The 19,321-nt window shown below is 71.8% G+C and carries 14 protein-coding genes and 1 pseudogene; 11 read left to right on the top strand and 4 right to left on the bottom strand.

The window, feature by feature from the left end:
- Nucleotides 1–238: 238 nt before the first annotated feature.
- Nucleotides 239–4,192 (top strand): ATP-dependent RNA helicase HrpA, encoded by a 3,954-nt coding sequence (gene hrpA / locus BJ969_RS22965; protein ID WP_184481961.1) that lies wholly within the window; start codon nt 239–241, stop codon nt 4,190–4,192.
- A 271-nt stretch (nt 4,193–4,463) separates the two neighbouring features.
- On the opposite strand, the gene BJ969_RS22960 is transcribed toward hrpA, so the two are convergent.
- Nucleotides 4,464–5,309, bottom strand: a complete 846-nt coding sequence (locus tag BJ969_RS22960; protein ID WP_184481959.1) for a DegV family protein — start codon at nt 5,307–5,309, stop codon at nt 4,464–4,466.
- 303 nt (nt 5,310–5,612) lie between these two features.
- Here BJ969_RS22960 and BJ969_RS22955 point away from each other — a divergent pair, with 303 nt between their 5' ends.
- Both BJ969_RS22955 and BJ969_RS22950 read left to right on the top strand, forming a co-directional pair.
- Nucleotides 5,613–6,395, top strand: coding sequence for an electron transfer flavoprotein subunit beta/FixA family protein (locus BJ969_RS22955; protein ID WP_184481957.1), 783 nt, complete (start codon nt 5,613–5,615; stop codon nt 6,393–6,395).
- A gap of 27 nt (nt 6,396–6,422) precedes the next feature.
- A complete protein-coding gene (locus tag BJ969_RS22950; protein ID WP_184481955.1) occupies nt 6,423–7,382 on the top strand; it encodes an electron transfer flavoprotein subunit alpha/FixB family protein in 960 nt (319 codons plus the stop codon).
- 234 nt (nt 7,383–7,616) lie between these two features.
- On the opposite strand, the gene rnhA is transcribed toward BJ969_RS22950, so the two are convergent.
- Entirely contained in the window at nt 7,617–8,093 is a 477-nt protein-coding gene (rnhA, locus tag BJ969_RS22945; protein WP_184481953.1) for a ribonuclease HI, read from the bottom strand.
- A gap of 273 nt (nt 8,094–8,366) precedes the next feature.
- On the opposite strand from rnhA, the gene BJ969_RS22940 reads away from it, so the two are divergent.
- Complete coding sequence (locus BJ969_RS22940) at nt 8,367–9,146, top strand: GNAT family N-acetyltransferase (protein ID WP_184481951.1); 780 nt, start codon at nt 8,367–8,369, stop codon at nt 9,144–9,146.
- Nucleotides 9,143–9,994, top strand: a complete 852-nt coding sequence (locus tag BJ969_RS22935; protein ID WP_184481949.1) for a lysophospholipid acyltransferase family protein — start codon at nt 9,143–9,145, stop codon at nt 9,992–9,994. Before BJ969_RS22940 ends, BJ969_RS22935 begins: the two co-directional genes overlap by 4 nt.
- Nucleotides 9,995–9,998: 4 nt before the next feature.
- On the opposite strand, the gene BJ969_RS22930 is transcribed toward BJ969_RS22935, so the two are convergent.
- Entirely contained in the window at nt 9,999–10,607 is a 609-nt protein-coding gene (locus BJ969_RS22930) for an SRPBCC family protein (RefSeq protein WP_343071556.1), read from the bottom strand.
- A 155-nt stretch (nt 10,608–10,762) separates the two neighbouring features.
- Here BJ969_RS22930 and BJ969_RS22925 point away from each other — a divergent pair, with 155 nt between their 5' ends.
- From BJ969_RS22925 to mnmA, 3 genes are all read left to right on the top strand, one after another.
- Nucleotides 10,763–12,202, top strand: a complete 1,440-nt coding sequence (locus tag BJ969_RS22925; RefSeq protein ID WP_343071555.1) for an MFS transporter — start codon at nt 10,763–10,765, stop codon at nt 12,200–12,202.
- 318 nt (nt 12,203–12,520) lie between these two features.
- Complete coding sequence (locus tag BJ969_RS22920; protein WP_184481945.1) at nt 12,521–13,753, top strand: cysteine desulfurase family protein; 1,233 nt, start codon at nt 12,521–12,523, stop codon at nt 13,751–13,753.
- Nucleotides 13,754–13,757: 4 nt separating this feature from the next.
- Nucleotides 13,758–14,846 (top strand): tRNA 2-thiouridine(34) synthase MnmA, encoded by a 1,089-nt coding sequence (mnmA, locus tag BJ969_RS22915; RefSeq protein WP_184481943.1) that lies wholly within the window; start codon nt 13,758–13,760, stop codon nt 14,844–14,846.
- A 226-nt stretch (nt 14,847–15,072) separates the two neighbouring features.
- Here mnmA and BJ969_RS22910 read toward each other — a convergent pair whose 3' ends face one another.
- Nucleotides 15,073–16,038 carry an ABC transporter substrate-binding protein gene (locus BJ969_RS22910; protein WP_184481941.1) on the bottom strand — a complete coding sequence of 322 codons (966 nt, stop codon included), beginning with the start codon at nt 16,036–16,038 and terminating at the stop codon, nt 15,073–15,075.
- A gap of 128 nt (nt 16,039–16,166) precedes the next feature.
- On the opposite strand from BJ969_RS22910, the gene BJ969_RS22905 reads away from it, so the two are divergent.
- From BJ969_RS22905 to BJ969_RS22895, 3 genes and pseudogenes are all read left to right on the top strand, one after another.
- Nucleotides 16,167–17,198, top strand: a complete 1,032-nt coding sequence (locus tag BJ969_RS22905; RefSeq protein ID WP_184481939.1) for a uroporphyrinogen decarboxylase/cobalamine-independent methonine synthase family protein — start codon at nt 16,167–16,169, stop codon at nt 17,196–17,198.
- Between the two features lie 88 nt (nt 17,199–17,286).
- The gene (locus BJ969_RS22900) at nt 17,287–18,354 is read left to right on the top strand and encodes a DUF6461 domain-containing protein (protein ID WP_184481937.1); all 1,068 of its coding nucleotides are present in this window, start codon (nt 17,287–17,289) and stop codon (nt 18,352–18,354) included.
- An 82-nt stretch (nt 18,355–18,436) separates the two neighbouring features.
- Nucleotides 18,437–19,111, top strand: a pseudogene (locus BJ969_RS22895) (hypothetical protein); the annotation flags it as partial.
- Between the last annotated feature and the right edge of the window lie 210 nt (nt 19,112–19,321).

The raw sequence follows: 19,321 nt of genomic DNA, 5'->3' as shown, positions 1-19,321 counted from the left end.
CAGGTCCGGCGGGGCGTGGGCGCGGGTGGTTTGTAGGCTTCCTGCTCGTGCGGTCGCGCCGCGCTCCGGTTCGCGGTGCGACCGGAATGCGCGGGTGCCCACCGGTGTTGAGGTGCCGGGCACCTGGTGACCGGTCACCAGGCCTGCCGCGCACCCGCCCGCGGCCGGCGAGCAGCACGCCCGTCGGCCGAAAATCAGCGGCGTCCTCGTGGCGCGGTTCTCTATCCTGGAACGAAGTATGGGTACGTCACCTGTGAGCTCCCCGCTGGCCGACCTGCGCGGCCGCCTGCCCGAGCTGATGTTCAACGACCAGCGCAGGCTCCGCCGCCGCATCGAGGGCGCCCGCAAGATCAAGGACGCCGCGAAGCTGGAGTCCGCCACCGGCGAGATCGCCGCCGACGTCGCCGCCGCCGAGCTGCGCGTCGAGCAGCGCCGCGCCGCCGTCCCGGTCATCGGCTACCCCGAGCAGCTGCCGGTCAGCGCGCGCCGCGAGGACCTGCTGGCGGCGATCCGGGACAACCAGGTCGTGATCGTCGCGGGCGAGACGGGCTCCGGCAAGACCACCCAGATCCCCAAGATGTGCCTGGAGCTGGGCCGCGGCGTGCAGGGCGTCATCGGGCACACCCAGCCGCGCAGGCTCGCCGCCCGCACCGTCGCGGAACGCGTCGCCGAGGAGCTCGGCACCGAGCTCGGCGAAGCCGTCGGCTACCAGGTGCGGTTCACCGAGCGGGCCGGTGAGTCGACGCTGGTGAAGCTGATGACCGACGGCATCCTGCTCGCCGAGATCCAGCGCGACCGGCTGCTGCGCCGCTACGACACGCTGATCATCGACGAGGCGCACGAGCGCAGCCTCAACGTCGACTTCCTGCTCGGCTACCTCAAGCAGCTGCTGCCGCGCCGCCCCGACCTCAAAGTGATCATCACGTCGGCGACGATCGACCCGGACCGGTTCTCCCGGCACTTCGACGACGCCCCGATCGTGGAGGTCTCCGGACGCACCTATCCCGTCGAGGTGCGCTACCGGCCGCTGGTCGAGGAGTCGCCGGACCCGGACCTGCCCGTCAACGAGCGCGATCAGACGCAGGCCATCTGCGACGCCGTCGACGAACTCGGCGCCGAGGGCACCGGCGACGTCCTGGTGTTCCTCAGCGGTGAGCGGGAGATCCGGGACACCGCGGACGCGCTGAACCAGCTGAAGCTGCGCAACACCGAGGTGCTGCCGCTCTACGCGCGGTTGTCGGCGGCCGAGCAGCACCGCGCGTTCCAGCCGCACACCGGCAGGCGCATCGTGCTGGCCACGAACGTCGCCGAGACCTCGCTGACGGTGCCCGGCATTAAGTACGTCATCGACCCCGGCACGGCGCGCATCTCCCGCTACAGCTTCCGCACGAAGGTGCAGCGGCTGCCGATCGAACCGGTCTCGCAGGCGTCGGCGAACCAGCGCAAGGGCCGCTGCGGCCGGGTGTCGGAGGGCATCTGCATCCGGCTGTACTCGGAGCTGGACTTCGAGTCGCGGCCCGAGTTCACCGACCCGGAGATCCTGCGCACCAACCTCGCCTCGGTGATCCTGCAGATGACGTCGCTGGGGCTCGGCGACGTGGCGTCGTTCCCGTTCCTGGAACCACCCGACCGCCGCCAGATCACCGACGGCGTCAACCTGCTGCACGAGCTCGGCGCGCTCGACGAGTCCGGCAAGGACGACGACCGCAGGCTCACCCCGATCGGGCGGTCCCTCGCGCAGCTGCCCATCGATCCGCGGCTGGCGCGGATGGTGATCGCCGCCGACCGCAACGGCTGCCTGCACGAGACCCTCGTGATCGCCTCCGGACTGTCCATCCAGGACCCCCGGGAGCGTCCGGCGGAGCACCAGCAGGCCGCGGGGGAGAAGCACGCCCGGTTCAGCGACAAGGAATCGGACTTCCTGGCGCTGCTGAACCTGTGGAACCACCTGCGCGAGCAGAAGGGCGAGCTGTCCTCGAACCAGTTCCGCAAGCAGTGCAAGGCGGACTTCCTCAACTACCTGCGGGTGCGGGAGTGGCAGGACCTCTACTCGCAGCTGCGGCAGATGGCGAAGTCGCTCGACATGACCATCAACGACCGGCCCGCCGACGCCGAGCGGGTGCACCGGTCGCTGCTGGCCGGGCTGCTCTCGCACATCGGGCTCAAGGACACCGACAAGAAGACCGAGAAGGCCGGGCCTCGCCAGCGCGGTGCCTCCGAATACCTCGGCGCGCGCAGCGCCAAGTTCGCGATCTTCCCCGGTTCGGCGCTGTTCAAGAAACCGCCGCGGTTCGTGATGTCCGCCGAACTGGTGGAGACCTCCCGGCTGTGGGCGCGGGTCAACGCTCGCATCGAACCCGAATGGGTCGAGGACCTCGCGGGGCACCTGGTCAAGCGCAGCTACAGCGAACCGCACTGGGAGAAGAACCGCGCCGCGGTGATGGCCAGCGAGAAGGTCACCCTCTACGGCGTGCCGCTGGTCGCCGGGCGCAAGGTCAACTACGGCCGGGTCGAACCGGAGCTGTGCCGGGAGCTGTTCATCCGGCACGCCCTCGTCGAAGGCGACTGGGACACGAACCACCGCTTCTTCCACGACAACCGCGCGCTGCTGGCCGAAGTGGAGGACTTGGAGGAGCGCGCCCGCCGCCGCGACATCCTCGTCGACGACGAGACGCTGTTCGAGTTCTACGACCAGCGCGTCGGCGCCGAAGTCGTCTCCGGCAGGCACTTCGACACCTGGTGGAAGAAGACCCGCCGCGAGCAGCCGGAGCTGCTCAACTTCGAGAAGTCCATGCTCATCAACCAGGAGTCGGCGCGGGTCACCGACCACGACTACCCGGACACCTGGCAGCAGGGCGGCCACCGGCTGGAGCTGACCTACCAGTTCGAGCCGGGTTCCGACGCCGACGGCGTCACCGCGCACATCCCGCTGGCGGTGCTCAACCAGATCGAACCCGCCGGGTTCGACTGGCAGATCCCCGGCCTGCGCGAAGAACGCGTCATCGCGCTGCTGAAGTCGCTGCCGAAGACGTTGCGGCGCAACTTCGTCCCGGTGCCCGACCACGCGCGCGCGGCGCTGTCCCGGATGCCCGCGATGCGCGGCGACCTCGTGGGCGCGCTGAGCGAACAGCTGCGCGCCATGACGGGCGTCGTCGTCCCGCCGGACTCGTTCGACGTGGACGCGCTGCCCGAGCACCTGACGATGTCGTTCCGCGTGATCGACGGCGACGGCAAGAAGCTCGCCGAATCCAAGGACCTCGACGAGCTCAAGCAGCGGCTGCGCCCGAAGTTGCGCGCCGAGATCTCCGCCGCCGCCGACACCGTGGAACGCGTCGGGCTCAGCGAATGGAGCTTCGGCGAACTGCCGCGCACCTTCGAGAAGGAACGCGACGGCAACGCCGTGAAGGCCTACCCGTCGCTGGTCGACGAGGGCGATTCGGTCGCGGTCCGGATGTTCGACACCGAGGCCGAGCAGCGCCGCGCGCTGTGGGACGGCACCCGGCGGCTGCTGCTGCTGAACCTGCCGTCACCCGTGAAGTCCTTGCAGCGCGGCATGAACGCGCGCACCCGCGTCGTGCTCGGCACCGGCCCGCACGGCGACGTCGCGCGGCTGCTGGAGGACTGCGTGACGTGCGCGGTCGACAAGCTCGTCGCCGACGCCGGCGGACCGGTGTGGAGCCAGGCTGGGTTCGCCGCGCTGGAGGCGAAGGTGCGGGCCGGGCTCGGCCCCGTCACCGCCGACACCGCCGCCAAGGTCGAGAAGGTGCTCACCGCCGCCCAGCAGGCCCGGTCGGCGCTGGCCGACCGGGAGCGCACCATGCCGCGGGAGTCGCTGGCCGACGTCCAGGACCAGCTGGCGGGCCTGCTGCACCCCGGTTTCGTCGCCGGAACCGGCTGGGACCGGTTGCCGGACGTGGAGCGGTACCTGCGCGCCGTCGAGCACCGGCTGGAGAAGGTGCAGCACCACCCGCAGCGGGACCGGCAGTGGCTCGCGCAGATCGACGAGGTGCGGGACCGCTACCGGGCGCAGCTCGACGCCGTCCCCGAGGGCCGCGCGCCCGGCGAGGACCTGCTCAAGGTCGGCTGGATGATCGAGGAGTTCCGCGTCTCGCTGTTCGCGCAGCCCCTGGGCACCCCGCACGCGGTCTCCGCCAAGCGAATCCACCGAGCCCTGGACAAGGCCGCCCGCTGAGAATCCGCGGGTTTGAAGTCGGCCTGCGTGGCGGGTCGGGTGGCGGAACCTCAGCGGTTTCCTCGCTGCGGGATCTTTTTTCCAAGTGGCTCCGCCACGAGGAAAAAAGCTGTCCTCGCGAGGAAACCGCTGAGAACCCGCTGGTGGTCGACTTGCTCAAGCTGGTCACTGCTCAGCGGCTTCGCCGCTGACAGGACGATGATCGACAGTGCTGTCCCCCTGGAACTGCAAGATCAAAGGCAGGTGTTGGGGCCTGCTGCGCGGTTCTTCGTCATCCGGCGGGGGAGACGGTGAGGCCGAGGGCGCCGGGGCCGGCGTGGGCGCCGATGATGGCGCTGGTCTCGGCGATGACGACGCGGCGGACCTGCGGGAGCTGGGCGCGCAGCTGCTCGGCTACCTCCTGGGCGCGGTCGCCGTACTGGAAGTGCTCGATGCCGATGTCGACCGGGCCGTTCCCGGCGCGGGCCACGGCTTGGCGCACGGCCTTCTTCAGCGCCCGGTCCGGGCCGCGGCCCTTCACCAGCGGTTCCAGGATGCCTTCGCGCAGCACCAGCACCGGCTTGATCGACAGCGCCTGCCCGAACATGGCCTGCGCGCGGCCCACCCGGCCGCTGCGGCGCAGGTACTCCAAGGTGTCCACGTAGATCATCTGCGTGGTGCTGCGCAGCCGCCGGTCCAGCACTCCCAGCACGCCCTGCGGGCTCGCCCCCTGGGCCGCGGCCTCGGCGGCGGCGATCACGGGGAAGCCGATGCCCAGGCCGCACAGCCGGGAATCGACGACGTAGACCGGCAGGTTGACCTCCTCGGCCGCGGTGCGGGCCGACACGCAGGTCTGGGACAGGCCTTCGGAGATGTGCACGGACACGATCGCCTCGGCTCCGGCGGAGGCGGCGTCGTTGTAGTTCCAGAAGAACGCGGGCGGCGGCGGCGGTCCCGTTTCGACGGGAGTGCCCTCGCGCATCGCCTGCGCGAGTTCGGCGTGCGGGACGCGGCGCTCGTCGTTCTCCTGGTCGCCGATTTTGAGCTCCAGCTGGATCACGCAGATGTTCAGCTGTTCGGCGACGTCGGTGGGGATCGAGGCGGTGGAGTCCGTCACGATGGCGACGTGGTGTTTCATGGCGTGCAGGCTAGTCACGTGTAAAAGTTTTCAGGTCGTGGCCGGGCTGAGGCGTTGAGCCAGAATTCCGGCGCGATTGAAGACGGTACCGATGACGTGAGTACCGTCACGGGAAGCCGTGGTTGCGCAGGGGCTACCGGCAAGTAACATCCGGGGTGGCTGGCGTCACTGTGTCACCGACACTGTGTCATGGCAAGGTCGAACTTCCCGGAAGCGATGTGAATGCATCGACCGGAACCCGCGCATCAGCGCGAAAACGCAAGCAAAGCCATCGTGAAGTCCGCAGGAGGTCGAAGAGGACCCATGAACATCGTCGTCCTGGTGAAGCAGGTGCCCGACACGTGGTCCGAGCGCAAGCTCAAAGACTCCGACCACACGCTCGACCGCGAGTCGGCGGACGCCGTGCTGGATGAGATCAATGAACGTGCGGTGGAAGAGGCACTGCTGATCAAGGAGGCCCAGGGCGGCGAAGTGACCGTCGTGGCGATGGGTCCCGATCGTGCCACCGACGCCATCCGCAAGGCGCTGTCAATGGGTGCCGACAAGGCCGTGCACCTGTCCGACGAGGCGCTCGCCGGTTCGGACGCGGTCTCGACCGCGAAGGCGCTGGCCAAGGTCGTGGGCACCGTCGAGTCCGTGGACCTGGTGCTCGCCGGCAACGAGGCGACCGACGGTCGCGTGGGCGCGGTCCCGGCCATGCTGGCCGAGCTGCTCGGATGGGCGCAGCTGACGTACGCGCGCAAGGTCACCACCGACGGCTCGACGATCAGCATCGAGCGCGAGACCGACGCGGGCATCATCGGCCTGGAGGCGAACCTGCCCGCGGTCGTGTCGGTCACCGAGAAGATCAACGAGCCGCGCTACCCGTCGTTCAAGGGCATCATGGCCGCCAAGAAGAAGCCGGTCTCCGTGCTGACGCTGGCCGACGCCGGCATCGACGCGTCCGAGGTCGGCCTGGCGGGCGCCGGGTCCAAGGTCGTCGAGTCCGCGCCGAAGCCGCCGAAGCAGGCCGGCCAGCGCGTCAACGACGAAGGCGACGGCGGCACCAAGATCGTCGAGTTCTTGGCCGCCGAGAAGCTGGTCTGAGTCCTAGGTTCGCGAGGAGATAAAGACATGTCTGAGGTTCTGGTCCTCGTCGACCACTCCGGCGGCGAGGTCAAGAAGGTCACCCTGGAACTGCTGACCGCGGCGCGCCGCCTCGGTGAGCCGTCGGCCGTCGTGGTCGGCGAGCCCGGTGAAGCGGGCAAGCTCACCGACGCGCTGGCGTCGCACGGTGCGGAGAAGATCTACGCGGCCGAGTCCGCGGAGACCGCGTCGTACCTGGTCACCCCGGCCGTGGACGTGCTCGCGTCGCTGGTCGCCTCGGCCTCGCCGGCCGCGGTGCTGGTACCGGGCTCGGTCGACGGCAAGGAGATCGCGGGCCGGCTGGCCGTGCGGCTCGGCTCGGGCCTGCTGTCCGAGGTCGTCGACATCGACGGCGACGGCGTGGGCTCGCACTCGCTGTTCGGCGGCACCTACAACGCGAAGGCCCAGGTCACCACCGGTACGCCGATCGTGACCGTGCTGCCCGGCAGCATCGAGGCCGAGGCGACCTCCGGCGCCGGCGCGCAGGAGTCCGTCGAGGTGCCCGCGGTCGACGCGGCGAAGAACGCGAAGATCACCGGTGTGCAGCCGGTCGAGGCCGGGGACCGCCCCGAGCTGACCGAGGCGTCCGTGGTCGTCTCCGGTGGCCGCGGTGTCGGTTCGGCCGAGTCGTTCGACGTGGTGGAGAAGCTGGCCGACTCGCTCGGCGCCGCCGTCGGTGCCTCGCGCGCCGCCGTCGACTCCGGCTACTACCCGCACCAGTTCCAGGTCGGGCAGACCGGCAAGACCGTGTCGCCGCAGCTCTACATCGCCCTCGGGATCTCCGGCGCCATCCAGCACCGCGCCGGCATGCAGACCTCGAAGACGATCGTGGCGGTCAACAAGGACGCCGAGGCGCCGATCTTCGAGATCGCCGACTACGGCGTCGTGGGCGACCTGTTCAAGGTCGCGCCGCAGCTGACCGAAGAGGTCGGCAAGCGCAAGGGCTGAGTCCCCCGAGCACGACGGAGCGGGCCGCACCCATCGGGTGCGGCCCGCTTTCGCGTTCCGGTCTCGAATTCCGGCGATCACCGGTCGGGAGCGTTCTCGCCCATTCCTGAGCCCGCCCATTCCGCGAAGTTGATCAAAGCGAATTGTCCGGATCATTCCGCGGGTGAGTCGGTCCCGGCGGCCGGGAAATGCGCGGCGCGGAAAGAAGGTCCGGTGAAATCGAGCGGGGAACCGTCAAGATCGGGATTCGTCGCGGCCCTTGCAGGCGAGTTTGTCGGCGCGCTCGTTCTCCGGGTGCCCGCTGTGGCCCTTGACCCAGTTCCACTCCACCTCGCCGTGGCGCTGCACCTCCGCGTCGAGCCGCTGCCACAGCTCCGCGTTCTTCACGGGCTGCTTCGCGGAGGTCTTCCAGCCGTTGCGCTTCCAGCCCTTCATCCACTCCGAGATGCCCTTGAGCACGTAGGTGCTGTCGCTGAACACGCGCACGTGCGGCATCGGCCGCGTCAGCGCCGCCAAGCCCTCGATGACGGCGGTGAGCTCCATCTTGTTGTTCGTCGTGGCGCGCTCGCCGCCGTGGAGCTCGCGTTCGTGGTCGCCGTAGCGCAGCACCACGCCCCAGCCGCCGGGGCCGGGGTTCCCGCTGCACGCGCCGTCGGTGAACAGCTCCACGCGTTTCTGGTCGGGCTCGTCGGCCCCTGCTGGCTGTGACATCCGGGCAACGTAGCGCGCTGCTGCGGCGCACCGGGAAGCAGGCGCGCCGGGGGTGATCCGCGGCTCGGGAACTTCCGGGGCGCGCCGTCCGTTGGACGGTCGGAGCCGCGGTGCGAGCTCCGCGATTTCCGGGCGAAACGGCCGAAAACGGTCGCCTCCGGGGGTCCCGGTATCGGCGAGATCGATCAGGTACCGGGCATTCACCGAAAGTTCCCGCTGCGTGTCATCGGTCTGTCTACTGCGCTTTCAGCGCGCGGGGATACACCTGCACGCATGTCCGAGTCGCAGCTGCTTGCCAGCACCGCGCCAGCAGGATCCTCCTCGTCCGAGGCCGCCCACTACTCCCTGCTCGTGGCCAGGGACACCGACGAAGTGCGGGCCGCCCAGCGCCTGCGCTACCAGGTGTTCGCCGAGGAGATGGGCGCCACCGTCCACGGTGACCTGCCGGGGGTGGAGAACGATCCGTTCGACGACTTCTGCGATCACCTGATCGTGCGCGACGACCGCTCCGGCGAGGTCGTCGGCACCTACCGCATGCTCCCCCCGGAACGCGCGCACGCCGCCGGGAAGCTGTACTCCGAGAGCGAGTTCGACCTCGGCGCGCTCGCCCCGGTGCGGCCCGCGCTGGTCGAGACGGGGCGCTCCTGCGTGCACCGGGACCACCGCAGCGGCGGCGTCGTGAGCCTCGTGTGGGCCGGCATCGCCCGCTACATGCTGCTCTACGGCCACACCTGGCTCGCCGGGTGCGCCTCGGTGCCGCTGCACGACGGCGGACCGCTCGCGGCGAAGGTGTGGGACACCGTGTCGGCCAAGCACCTCGCGCCCGAGGAGTTCCGAGTCCGGCCCTACTTGCCGTGGGACCCGGAGGGCGTCGAACGCACCCACCGCGGTCCGCTGCCCGCGCTGCTCAAGGGCTACCTGCGCCTCGGCGCGTGGGTGTGCGGACCGCCGGCGCACGACCCGGACTTCGGGGTGGCGGACTTCTTCGTGCTGCTCGACTTCACCCGGATCGACCAGCGCTACCTGCGGTTCTTCCTGGGGTCGGCGGCATGATCCACGCGTGGTCGCCGGTCTCGCCGTGCGGGCCGGGTTGCCTGCCGAAGCCGGGGAGCCTGCGCCGCGCGGGCGCCCACCGGGTGCTGCTGCGGCTCACCGCCGCGGTCGCGCTGATGCTGCTCGGCGTGGGACTGGCGGTCGTGCTCGCGGTGCTGCGCGGGAGGCTGCGCACCGCGCTGGTGAAGTCCTGGTTCCGGGCGTTGCTGCGGGCGTTCGGGGTGCGGTTCGTCGTGCGCGGCGAGCGGTCCGCGCACGGCGGGCTCGTGGTCACCAACCACGTGTCCTGGCTGGACGTGGTGGCGCTGATGGCGGTGCAGCCGATGCGGCTGCTGGCGAAGACCGAGCTGCGTTCCTGGCCGGTCGTGGGGCCGCTCGCGGCCCGCGTCGGCACCCTCTACATCGACCGGCACCGCCTGTCCGCGCTGCCGGAGGCGGTGCGCACCGTCACCGGCGCGTTGCGGGAGGGATCGGTCGTCGGGGCCTTCCCCGAAGGCACCACGTGGTGCGGGCTCGCCTCCGGCACCTACCGCCCGGCGGTGTTCCAGGCCGCGGTGGACGCGGGCGTGGCGGTGCGGCCGGTGGCGCTGCGGTTCACCACCGCGTCCGGGGCGCCCACCACGGCCGCGGCGTTCGTCGGCGCGGCCACGCTGCTGGAGTCGGTGCTGGCCGTCGCCCGCGTCCGGGGCCTCGTGGTGGAGCTGTCGGTGCTGCCGGAGCTCGACGCGGCGGCTATCGGCGACCGGCGGGAACTGGCCCGCCGCGCCGAGCGGGCCGTCGCGGCGGTCACCGAGCCCGACGGTCCCGAGGAACCGCACCTGGTCGAACTCCGGCACGTCGCCGCGTGACGGATCAGGACTCCGGCGGAGGGGTCGTGTAAGCGGTCAGCGTGCGGTCCGCGGCGGCGCGCGCCTCGGGTTCCGGGGTGCCCGCGGCGACGTTCGCCTCGAACCAGGCCTCGCTGCCCAGCGTCATGAACAGCACCCCCTCCGGTGAGGCCGCCCACGCGCTCTCGTCCGGGCCCACGCCGGATTCCTGCTCGCCCAGGTGCGCGGCGAGGCCGAGCAGGCCCATGTCCCAGCCCAGGCCGACCGCGCCCGGCCCGTACTCGGCCCACGCCTCGTCGGGCACGTGCGCCACGTGCTCCAGCTCGAACCGGGTCCCGCCACCGGCTTCGCGCAGCCGCACCTCGATCCGGCTCACGTCGCCGCCGAACTCCCAGGTGGCGCCGAACGAGCGCGGCGGGTCGCAGTGCTCGACGGTGCCGCCCGCGTTGCCCTCCAGCTGGTAGGTGCCCCCGGCCTGCAGGTCGCCGGTGATCGGCAGGAACCAGCGGGCGATCCGTTCGCGGTTCGTGCACGCGTCCCACACGTCGTCGATGGGCGCGGCGAAGTGCTGCACCATCGTGGCCGCGCGCGCCGTGCCGGAGGCGAGCTCGCGGCTCCCGACGGTGCGCTCCACGGCGTTGATCTGGCGTCGACCATGTCGTTGCTCCTTCGCGGTGCGGTCCGGGCGGTGGCCAGCGTTGCGCAGACCGCGCGGAACCGCTGACCACCCACCGCCGTTCGGTGGAGGGGGGTGGACTTGGACCTGGGTGCAGCATGCAGGCTCATCGGGTGACGATCGACGACGGAACCAGTGGAACGCAGCACACCCCCGCGACCTCGGAGAGCGCGCTGTGGGGGCCGCGGCGCCGGAACTTCACCCTCGGTCTGGTCCTGGTCATCACGCTCGCCGCCTTCGAGGCGATGGGCATCGGGACGGCGCTGCCGACGATCGTGCGGGAATGGCACGCCGAGCAGTGGTACTCGTGGCCGTTCACGATCTTCATGGCGGCCAGCGCGATCGGCACCGTCGTGGCGGGCCGCTTCTCCGACCGCATCGGCCCGGCTATCCCGCTGCTGGTGGCGATGCCGACGTTCGCCGCGGGCCTGGTGCTCGCCGGTCTCGCCCCGGACATGTCCGTGCTGCTGGTGGCGCGCGCGTTGCAGGGCTTAGGGGCCGGTGCGCAGATCGTCGCTTTGTACGTGCTGATCGCTCGCGTCTACCCGGAGCGGGATCGCCCGGCCGCGTTCGGCGCGCTCTCCGCGGCGTGGGTGGTGCCCGCGCTGGTCGGCCCGGTCGTGGCGGGGGCGCTGACCGAGCACGTCGGCTGGCGTTGGGTGTTCCTCGGGCTGGCCCCGCTGATGCTGGTCGGCGCGGCGCTGCTGGTGCCGACGGTGCGGCGGCTCGGTGCCGCGGAGGAGGCGGCGGCGCCGGGTTCGGCCCGGTTGCCGCTGGCCGCGGTGGGCGCGGCGGCCGGGACGGTCGGGTTGAACTGGGCCGCGCAGCGGATCTCCGGCGCGGAGACCTCCGGCGGGACTCCGCTGCCGGTGCTGGCGGTGGGACTGGTGGCGGTGCTCGTGCTGGTGCCGTCGCTGCGGGTGCTGCTGCCGCGCGGGACCGGCACCGGGCGGCCCGGCATCCCGGTGATGGTGCTCGCGCGCGGGCTGCTGGCCGGGGTGTTCTTCAGCGCGCAGGCGTTCGTGCCGCTGATCCTCTCGGTGGTGCACGGTTATTCGCCGACCGCGGCGGGAATTCCGCTGACCGTCGGTTCCCTCGGCTGGACCGTGGGCGCGTTGTGGCAGAGCCGTCGTCCGGACGTGCGCCGGGAGCACGTCGTCGCCGCCGGGCTGGGGCTGGTCGCCGTCGCGGTCGTCGGGCTCGTGCTGATCGCGCCCGCGTGGGGGCCGGCGTGGGCGGTGTTCCTGCTGTGGTCCGTGGGCGGCGTCGGCATGGGCATCGGGGTGGCGAGCACCTCGGTGCGGGTGCTGGCGCTGTCGGCGGCGGACCGGCGCGGCTTCCACTCCTCCGCCCTGCAGATCTCCGACATGCTCGGCCAGGCGCTGCTGGTGGGCCTGGGCGGAGTGCTCGTCGCAGCCTTGGCGACCCCGGACTCCCCGACGGCGGGAGTGGTGGCCCTCAACCTGGCCCTGGGCTGCCTAGCCCTCCTCGGCGCGGCCCGAGCGTTCCGCAGCACGGACCCCACCCCTGACACCACAACCGAACACCCGTGAGCCCGCCCACCAACACCCCCTGCGCCCTACCCGGCAACGAACCGGCAGAACAAGCGTGCCTCGCGGCGAACCCATGCCTGGCGGCCGAAGGCCGTGCCTTGCGGCGTAGCCGTGCCTGGATTCGCGAAGCGAATAGCCCACGTTCAAAAGTCGACCACCCGCGGGTTCTCAGTCGGTCTGTCGCGAGGACAGCTTTTTCCCTCGTGGCGGAGCCACTCGGGAAAAAGATCCCGCAGCGACAGACCGACTGAGGTTCCGCCACCCGACCACCAACGCAGCTCATCCAGCACCGGCCCCCTGCATTACCCTGGAACGGCGATGACTTATCTCGACCATGCCGCCACGACGCCTATGCGGGCGGAAGCGGTCGCGGCGATGAGCGAGGCGTTGGCCCGGCTGGGCAACGCCTCGTCCCTGCACACCTCGGGCCGCCGCGCGCGCCGCGCCGTCGAGGAATCCCGCGAGAGCATCGCCACCGCGCTCGGCGCCCGGCCTTCCGAGGTGCTGTTCACCGGTGGCGGCACCGAGAGCGACAACCTCGCGGTCAAGGGCATCTTCTGGGCGCGCCGCGGCAAGGAGCCCGCGCGCAGGCGGGTGCTGGCTTCGGCGGTCGAGCACCACGCGGTGCTCGACACCGTGGAATGGCTCGCCGCCCACGAAGGCGCCGACGTGACCTGGCTGCCCGTCGACGAGCACGGCCGGGTCCGCCCGGAGGTGCTGGAGGACGCGCTGCGCGCGAACCCGGACGACGTGGCGCTGGCCACCGTGATGTGGGCGAACAACGAGGTCGGCACGGTCAACCCGATCCCGGAGCTCGCCGCCGTCGCCGACCGCTACGGGGTGCCGCTGCACACCGATGCGGTGCAGGCCGTGGAGACGGTGCCGGTGGACTTCGCCGCGTCCGGTGCGGCCGCGCTGACGATGACGGGGCACAAGGTCGGCGGCCCCTACGGTGCGGGTGTGCTGCTGCTGGCGCGCGACGTGGAGTGCACCCCGGTGCTGCACGGCGGTGGCCAGGAGCGCGAAGTGCGCTCCGGCACCCTCGACGTGCCCGGTGTGCTGGGGCTGGCGAGCGCGACCCGCGAAGCGGTCCGGCGCCGCGCCGGGCACGTGCCGGAGCTGGCGGCGCTGCGCGACGAGCTCATCGACGGGGTGCGCGCGGCGGTGCCCGACGTGATCCTCAACGGCGATCCGACGCTGGAGGTCACCGGCGATTCACCGGCGCGGCTGCCCGGCAACGCGCACTTCACCTTCCCCGGCTGCGAGGGCGACAGCCTGCTGATGCTGCTCGACGCGCAGGGCATCGAGTGCTCCACGGGTTCGGCCTGCACCGCCGGGGTCGCCGAACCGAGCCACGTGCTGCTGGCGATGGGGGCCGAGCCGCGGGCGGCGCGCGGCTCCCTGCGATTCTCCTTGGGACACGACTCCACCGGCGCCGATGTGCGGGCGCTGACCGAGGTCATCGGGCCGGTGGTGGAACGAGCGCGCAACGCCGGGCTGACCGGGTTGCGGCGAGCGGCGGCGGCGTCGACCGCCACGACGGAGGTGTGAGGCAGTGCGAGTACTGGCTGCGATGAGCGGCGGCGTGGACTCCGCGGTCGCCGCCGCCCGCGCGGTGGAGGCCGGCCACGACGTGACCGGCGTGCACCTGGCGCTGTCGGCGAAACCCGGCACGTTGCGCACCGGTGCCCGCGGCTGCTGCACCGTCGAGGATTCCCGCGACGCGCGCCGCGCCGCCGACATCCTCGGAATCCCGTTCTACGTGTGGGATTTCGCGGAGCGGTTCACCGAGGAGGTCATCGAGACCTTCGTCGGCGAGTACGCGGCCGGGCGCACCCCGAATCCCTGCCTCACCTGCAACGAGAAGATCAAGTTCGAGGCGTTGCTGGAGAAGGCGATGGCGCTCGGCTTCGACGCCGTCTGCACGGGGCACTACGCGCGGCTCGTCGTCGAGGACGGCGTTCCGGAGCTGCGCCGCAGCCGCGACGAGGGCAAGGACCAGTCGTACGTGCTGGCTTCGCTGACGGCCGAGCAGCTGCGGCACTCGATGTTCCCGCTGGGCGGCTCGCTCAAGTCGGAGGTGCGCGCCGAAGCGGAACGGCGCGATCTGGCAGTGGCCAACAAGCCGGACAGCCACGACATCTGCTTCATCCCCGACGGCGACACCCGCTCCTTCCTGGAGTCCAAGCTCGGGCAGAGCCCCGGGCAGCTCGTGGACGCCGAGACGGGCGCCGTGCTGGGTGAGCACACGGGTGTGCACGGCTTCACCGTCGGGCAGCGCAAGGGCCTCGGCATCGAGGCGCCCGCGCCGGACGGCAAGCCGCGCTACGTGCTGTCGCTGGAGCCCGTGTCGGGCACCGTGAAGGTCGGTTCCGCCGATCGGCTCGGGGTCACGGGGATCGATGCGAAGCGGCCGATCTGGCCTTCGGAACGGGAATTGGACGGTTCCACCGAGTGCGTCGTGCAGGTGCGGGCGCACGGCGGCACCGCCGGTGCGGTCGCGGAGGTCGCCGACGGCGGCCTGCGGGTGCGGCTCAGCGAGCCGCTGAGCGGCGTCGCACCGGGCCAGGCCATCGTCCTGTACCGCCCGGAACCGGAGGGCGACCTCGTCCTGGGCAGCGGCCTGATCTCCGCTACCCGCTGATTTTCCTGTCTTTGTTCGTGGCCTTCGTAGGTGTCCGGGTGGCGGAACCTCAGCGGTTTCCTCGCTGCGGGATCTTTTTTCCAAGTGGCTCCGCCACGAGGAAAAAAGCTGTCCTCGCGAGGAAACCGCTGAGAACCCGCCGGTGGTCGTTCTGCTCTGGTGGTCGCTGACAGGACAATGATCGGCAACGCCGCTCGCCTGGAACGGTGAGATCACAGGCAGGCGGTCAGCGGGTTCGCAGGACCGCTTCTAGTTCGTCGAGGGCGCCGAGGGCCTGGCCGTAGCCGAAGACGTAGAGGTTCTTGAACGGGGTTCCGCCGGATTCGCGCACGGCCGGGAGGTTCTGGAACGAGCCCTGCCCGAGCAGCGCCTGCATCGCCTGGTCGACCTGGCCGTCCGGGTTGACCTGGTAGAACAGCACGTCGGTGTCGTTGAGCACGCCGAGCTGCTCGTAGGACTGCTCCACGGCGCTGCCGGTGCGCCCCTCGGCGGCGGAGCCGAAGCGGCAGCCCGCCTCGGCGAGCACCACGCCGCTCCACGAATCCGGCAGGCACAGGTTCCAGCTGCCGGACTTGAACGAGGCCACCAGGTTGAACCGGGTGCGTTCCAGCGCGGCGGCGTAGGTCTTGCGGATCTCCGCCGCGCGCTCCAAGTAGCGGTCGCGGAGCCGGTTCATCGGCTCGGGGCGGTTGACGATGTCCGCGGCGCGCAACGCCATCTCCTGCCACTCGCCGGACACGCGGGAGGTCAGGATGACGGTGGGGGCGATCCCGGTGAGCTGCTCGTAGGTGCTGCCGCCGCTGAGGGTGAACGCGCTGTTGCCGATGATCAGGTCGGGGCGCACGGCGAGCACCCGTTCGAACTCGGGCTGGTAGCCGCCGACCCGGGGCAGCGCGCGGTAGGTGTCGAGGTGCTGCGCGGGCATCCAATCGTCGAGGCCGTCGACGGTCGCGGCCGGGCGGATGCCCACGTCGAGCAGCGCGATCGTGGCGTACTGGTCGAGGCACACGACCCGCTGCGGGTTCGCCGGGATGTCCACCGGGCCCTGGTGGGTCTCGACGCGGCGAGTCGGGCCTTCGGGCCGGGCTCCGCCCGCTCCGCCTGCGCACCCCGCGACGCCCAGCGCGGCCAGCGCCGTCGCGGCCTGCAGCAGTCCGCGACGGGAGAGCGCGGATGTCCGGGACAGCGGCATGGGGTACTCCTTCGCAGAGCCGGTGCGCCCGTGCGGGTGACACCGAAAGGCGGTAAGCATGGTTAGCCTAACCTACAGTGCGCATCCCGCCTGTCCCTCCGTCCTACGGCGGAGCCGATAATGGACGAGTGAGTGACGCAGCGTGGAACCCCGGCATCGTGACCGCCCTCGGATCGATGCCGGGAACGGATCCGGTCGAGGCCGCCCGCATCGTCCTGGGCGAGCTGCCCGACCTGATGCCGTTGCCCGAACTGCCCGCGCGCGGAGTCGGCGCCGACATGCTGGGCCGCACCGCCGGGCTGCTCGTCGACCTCGCGGTGGAGGTCGTGCCGTCCGGCTACCGCGTCGCGGGCAAGCCGGGCCGGGACCATCGCCGGGCGCTGGACCTGCTGCGCTGGGACCTGGACGCGGTGGAGCAGGCCGTCGCCGAGGCGGGCCCGCCGCGCGCGGTGAAGGTGCAGGCGGCGGGGCCGTGGACGCTCGCGGCCGGCATCGAGCTGGAACGCGGCCACCGGGTGCTCACCGATCCCGGCGCGCTGCGGGACTTCGCGGAGTCGCTCACCGAAGGTCTCCGCGCGCACGTCGCGCAGGTCGCGCAGCGGACCGGCGCGCCGGTGGTGGTGCAGCTCGACGAGCCGTCGCTGCCCGCGGTGCTCGCCGGGAGCCTGCCCACCCCGTCCGGCTACGGGCGGGTGGCGGCGGTGCCGGAACCGGAGGCGCAGAGCCTGCTCGGCGAGGTGATCGAGGCGCTGGCCGCGGCGTCGGGCGCGCCGGTGCTGGTGCACTGCTGCGCGAACCGCCCACCCGTGGGGCTGCTGCGCGGCGCCGGGGCGGGGGCGGTCGCGTTGGACGCGACCCGGCTCGGCTCGGTGTCCGGCGCGCTGGCCGACGAACTCGGCGAGGCGTGGGAGGAAGGCACCCGGCTGGTGCTCGGGCTCGTGCCCGGAGTCGATCCGGAGGGGCGCCCCGACGTGCGGGAGCTGGCCCGCCCGGGTCTGGAATTGGCGTCACGGCTGGGATTCGCGCCGAAGGCGCTGCTGGAGCGCAGCGCGGTGAGCCCGGCCTGCGGCTTGGCGGGGGCCTCACCGGAGTGGGCGCGGCGTGCGCTGTCGGTGGCCAAGGAGATCACCGAGGTGTTCGCCGAAGCGGCGGAACGCTAGTCGCCGCAAGGAACTCCTCGTGGGATTCCATGATCATTTTGTCCCGTTCACGTCACCTGAATGCCCCAACGATGGTAAGAAACCAGACGTGTCGAACACCGGCGAAGTCGAGCGGTTCGGATGGGTGCACCGCAGCACCGTCCAGGACGCGGCGTGCCTGACCTTCGTGCGCGGCACCGACCTCGATCGGCTCGCGCAGCGCTTCGGCGCGATCACCGAGCACGCGCGCACCCTCGACTTCGACGAGTACTGCGAGGAGGCGTTCGCGCACCAGGACCGGTACCCGGTGATCGGCCTGCGCAGCGTCGGCGAGTGGACGCTCATCGCCGAGGACGGCGGATTCCAGGGCAGCAGGGCGGAAGTGCTGCGCCGGGTCAGCCACCGCACCGAGGCCGTCTCCGCCTTCTGGAACGTCAACGCCCTCACCCAGTTCTCGCACGCCGTCGACGGGGAGCTGCGCACCGCGTTCGAGGCGCTGATGCCCGCATTCCGGCAGGGCACCCGCCCGGACGGGCTGGAGGACATCCGCGCCGGGCTGCCCTGGCCGGGCCTCGACCCGGCGGGGGAGCCGGGGGCGAGCACCATCGACCTGATGCTGGCGCTGGCCGCGCGGATCACCGGTGAGCCGCTGACGCCGGACTGGTTCGACGGCGATTTCGCCACCTACCCCGTCGCGTCCTGGCCGCTGGACCTGCCGTCCTCGCCGGAGGTGCTGCTCGACGAGGTGGGGCTGGACCAGGTCGGCATCCGGTTCCACGCCGACGATCTGGAAGCGGACTCCGCGGTGCTGCTCGACTCGGTGCGCCGGGCGGGCCCAGCGCGGTGCAGGCGCGCGGCGGCGAGCGTGGCGCGCCACGTGCTCGACCTCACCGCGGGCCACGACCAGCTGGTCGTGGCCGAGACGTTGCGCGCGCTGGAGGACGGCGTCGAACCCGACGACGCGGCCATCGGCGAAGTGGTGCGCCTGCGGCGGTGGGAGCTGCACCGTCGCCCGGTGACCAGCGCGGACCGCGCCAGGGTGCGGGCGCTGGAAGTGCTGCGCCAGGCCACGAACCGGGATCCGATGACCGGACTGCTGGGCGCGCTGGCCGAGGCCGGGCGCCTGCGTGTCGAACGCAGCGACCTCACAGACCTGGTCACCGCGGCGCTCGCGTGAGGACCGCGTCCGCGCCGGGCGGCTGATCGCGGATATCGCCGAACGACCCCGGCGGCCGGGGCGGGACCGGCACAATGAGGGCATGTTCAAGTTCTTCCGCCGCCGCACCGACCAGGCCGATGTCGTGGGGGACGAGGTCGACGTCACCGCCGATGCGCGGGAGCGGGCGGAGGAGTTCTGGCGGCGCTGGGACGAACTGCTGCCCGAAGTGGCTGCGGCGCTGGGCGAGGGCATGCCGCAGCGCGTCGATCACGACCTGGCCGAGGCGGTCGCGGCGCTGCACCCGGACCTGACGTTCTCCGTGGAGCAGGGCGAGCGGGCCGTCTACGCGCTGGTCGTCAGCGGCCAGGCGAATCCTGAGGTGCGGCCGTACACCGATGCCTGGCTGGCGGCGGCGCCGCAGCGCAACGCGCTGTTCGAGTACCACGACTCGGTGCCGCCGGTGCCGGATCCGACGCAGGTCACCGTGAACCTGCGCGGCGAGAGCTACCCGCTGGCCGACGTGCGGGTGTTCGCCCAGGTCGACGCGGCCGAGGGCCTGGTCGACGTCTCCGTGTACCACCCGAGGTTCGCGGGCATGGAGTCCGCGGCGCAGTCCGCGCTGACCTTCCTGCCGCTGGACGCCACGCTCGGCGAGCGGCTCGCGGCCGACCGGCTCGGCCGGGTGGAGACCGCGGAGCAGGAGCCGCGGGGCGCGATGGGCCTGCTGGAGTTCCGCGAGCTGGTGCGCGGTTTCGACGCCGCGGGCGGAGCGGACTCCGCGGAGTCCGGCGGGACCGGTGGTGGTGCCGGCGACGCGGCGGGCTCGGCGGAGGTGCTGGACGCCGCCGGATCGGTGGGCGCCGGTGACTCGGACGGCCGGGACGCGCCGGGCACCGCGGACAGCGCGCCGGGATCGGACGGCGCTTCCGGGCGCGACGACTGGTCGGGATCCGCCTCGCACGACTCCGAGTGATCTCCGGTTCCA

Origin of the sequence: Saccharopolyspora gloriosae (assembly GCF_014203325.1) — a bacterium.
In the GTDB taxonomy this organism is placed as follows: Bacteria; Actinomycetota; Actinomycetes; order Mycobacteriales; family Pseudonocardiaceae; genus Saccharopolyspora_C; species Saccharopolyspora_C gloriosae.
This window is presented reverse-complemented; position numbering and strand designations above follow the sequence as displayed.

Coding starts and splice junctions, on each gene's coding strand:
- hrpA (WP_184481961.1), top strand. CDS start 239: ATGGGTACGTCACCTGTGAGCTCCCCGCTGGCCGACCTGCGCGGCCGC.
- BJ969_RS22960 (WP_184481959.1), bottom strand. CDS start 5,309: ATGAAACACCACGTCGCCATCGTGACGGACTCCACCGCCTCGATCCCC.
- BJ969_RS22955 (WP_184481957.1), top strand. CDS start 5,613: ATGAACATCGTCGTCCTGGTGAAGCAGGTGCCCGACACGTGGTCCGAG.
- BJ969_RS22950 (WP_184481955.1), top strand. CDS start 6,423: ATGTCTGAGGTTCTGGTCCTCGTCGACCACTCCGGCGGCGAGGTCAAG.
- rnhA (WP_184481953.1), bottom strand. CDS start 8,093: ATGTCACAGCCAGCAGGGGCCGACGAGCCCGACCAGAAACGCGTGGAG.
- BJ969_RS22940 (WP_184481951.1), top strand. CDS start 8,367: ATGTCCGAGTCGCAGCTGCTTGCCAGCACCGCGCCAGCAGGATCCTCC.
- BJ969_RS22935 (WP_184481949.1), top strand. CDS start 9,143: ATGATCCACGCGTGGTCGCCGGTCTCGCCGTGCGGGCCGGGTTGCCTG.
- BJ969_RS22920 (WP_184481945.1), top strand. CDS start 12,521: ATGACTTATCTCGACCATGCCGCCACGACGCCTATGCGGGCGGAAGCG.
- BJ969_RS22910 (WP_184481941.1), bottom strand. CDS start 16,038: ATGCCGCTGTCCCGGACATCCGCGCTCTCCCGTCGCGGACTGCTGCAG.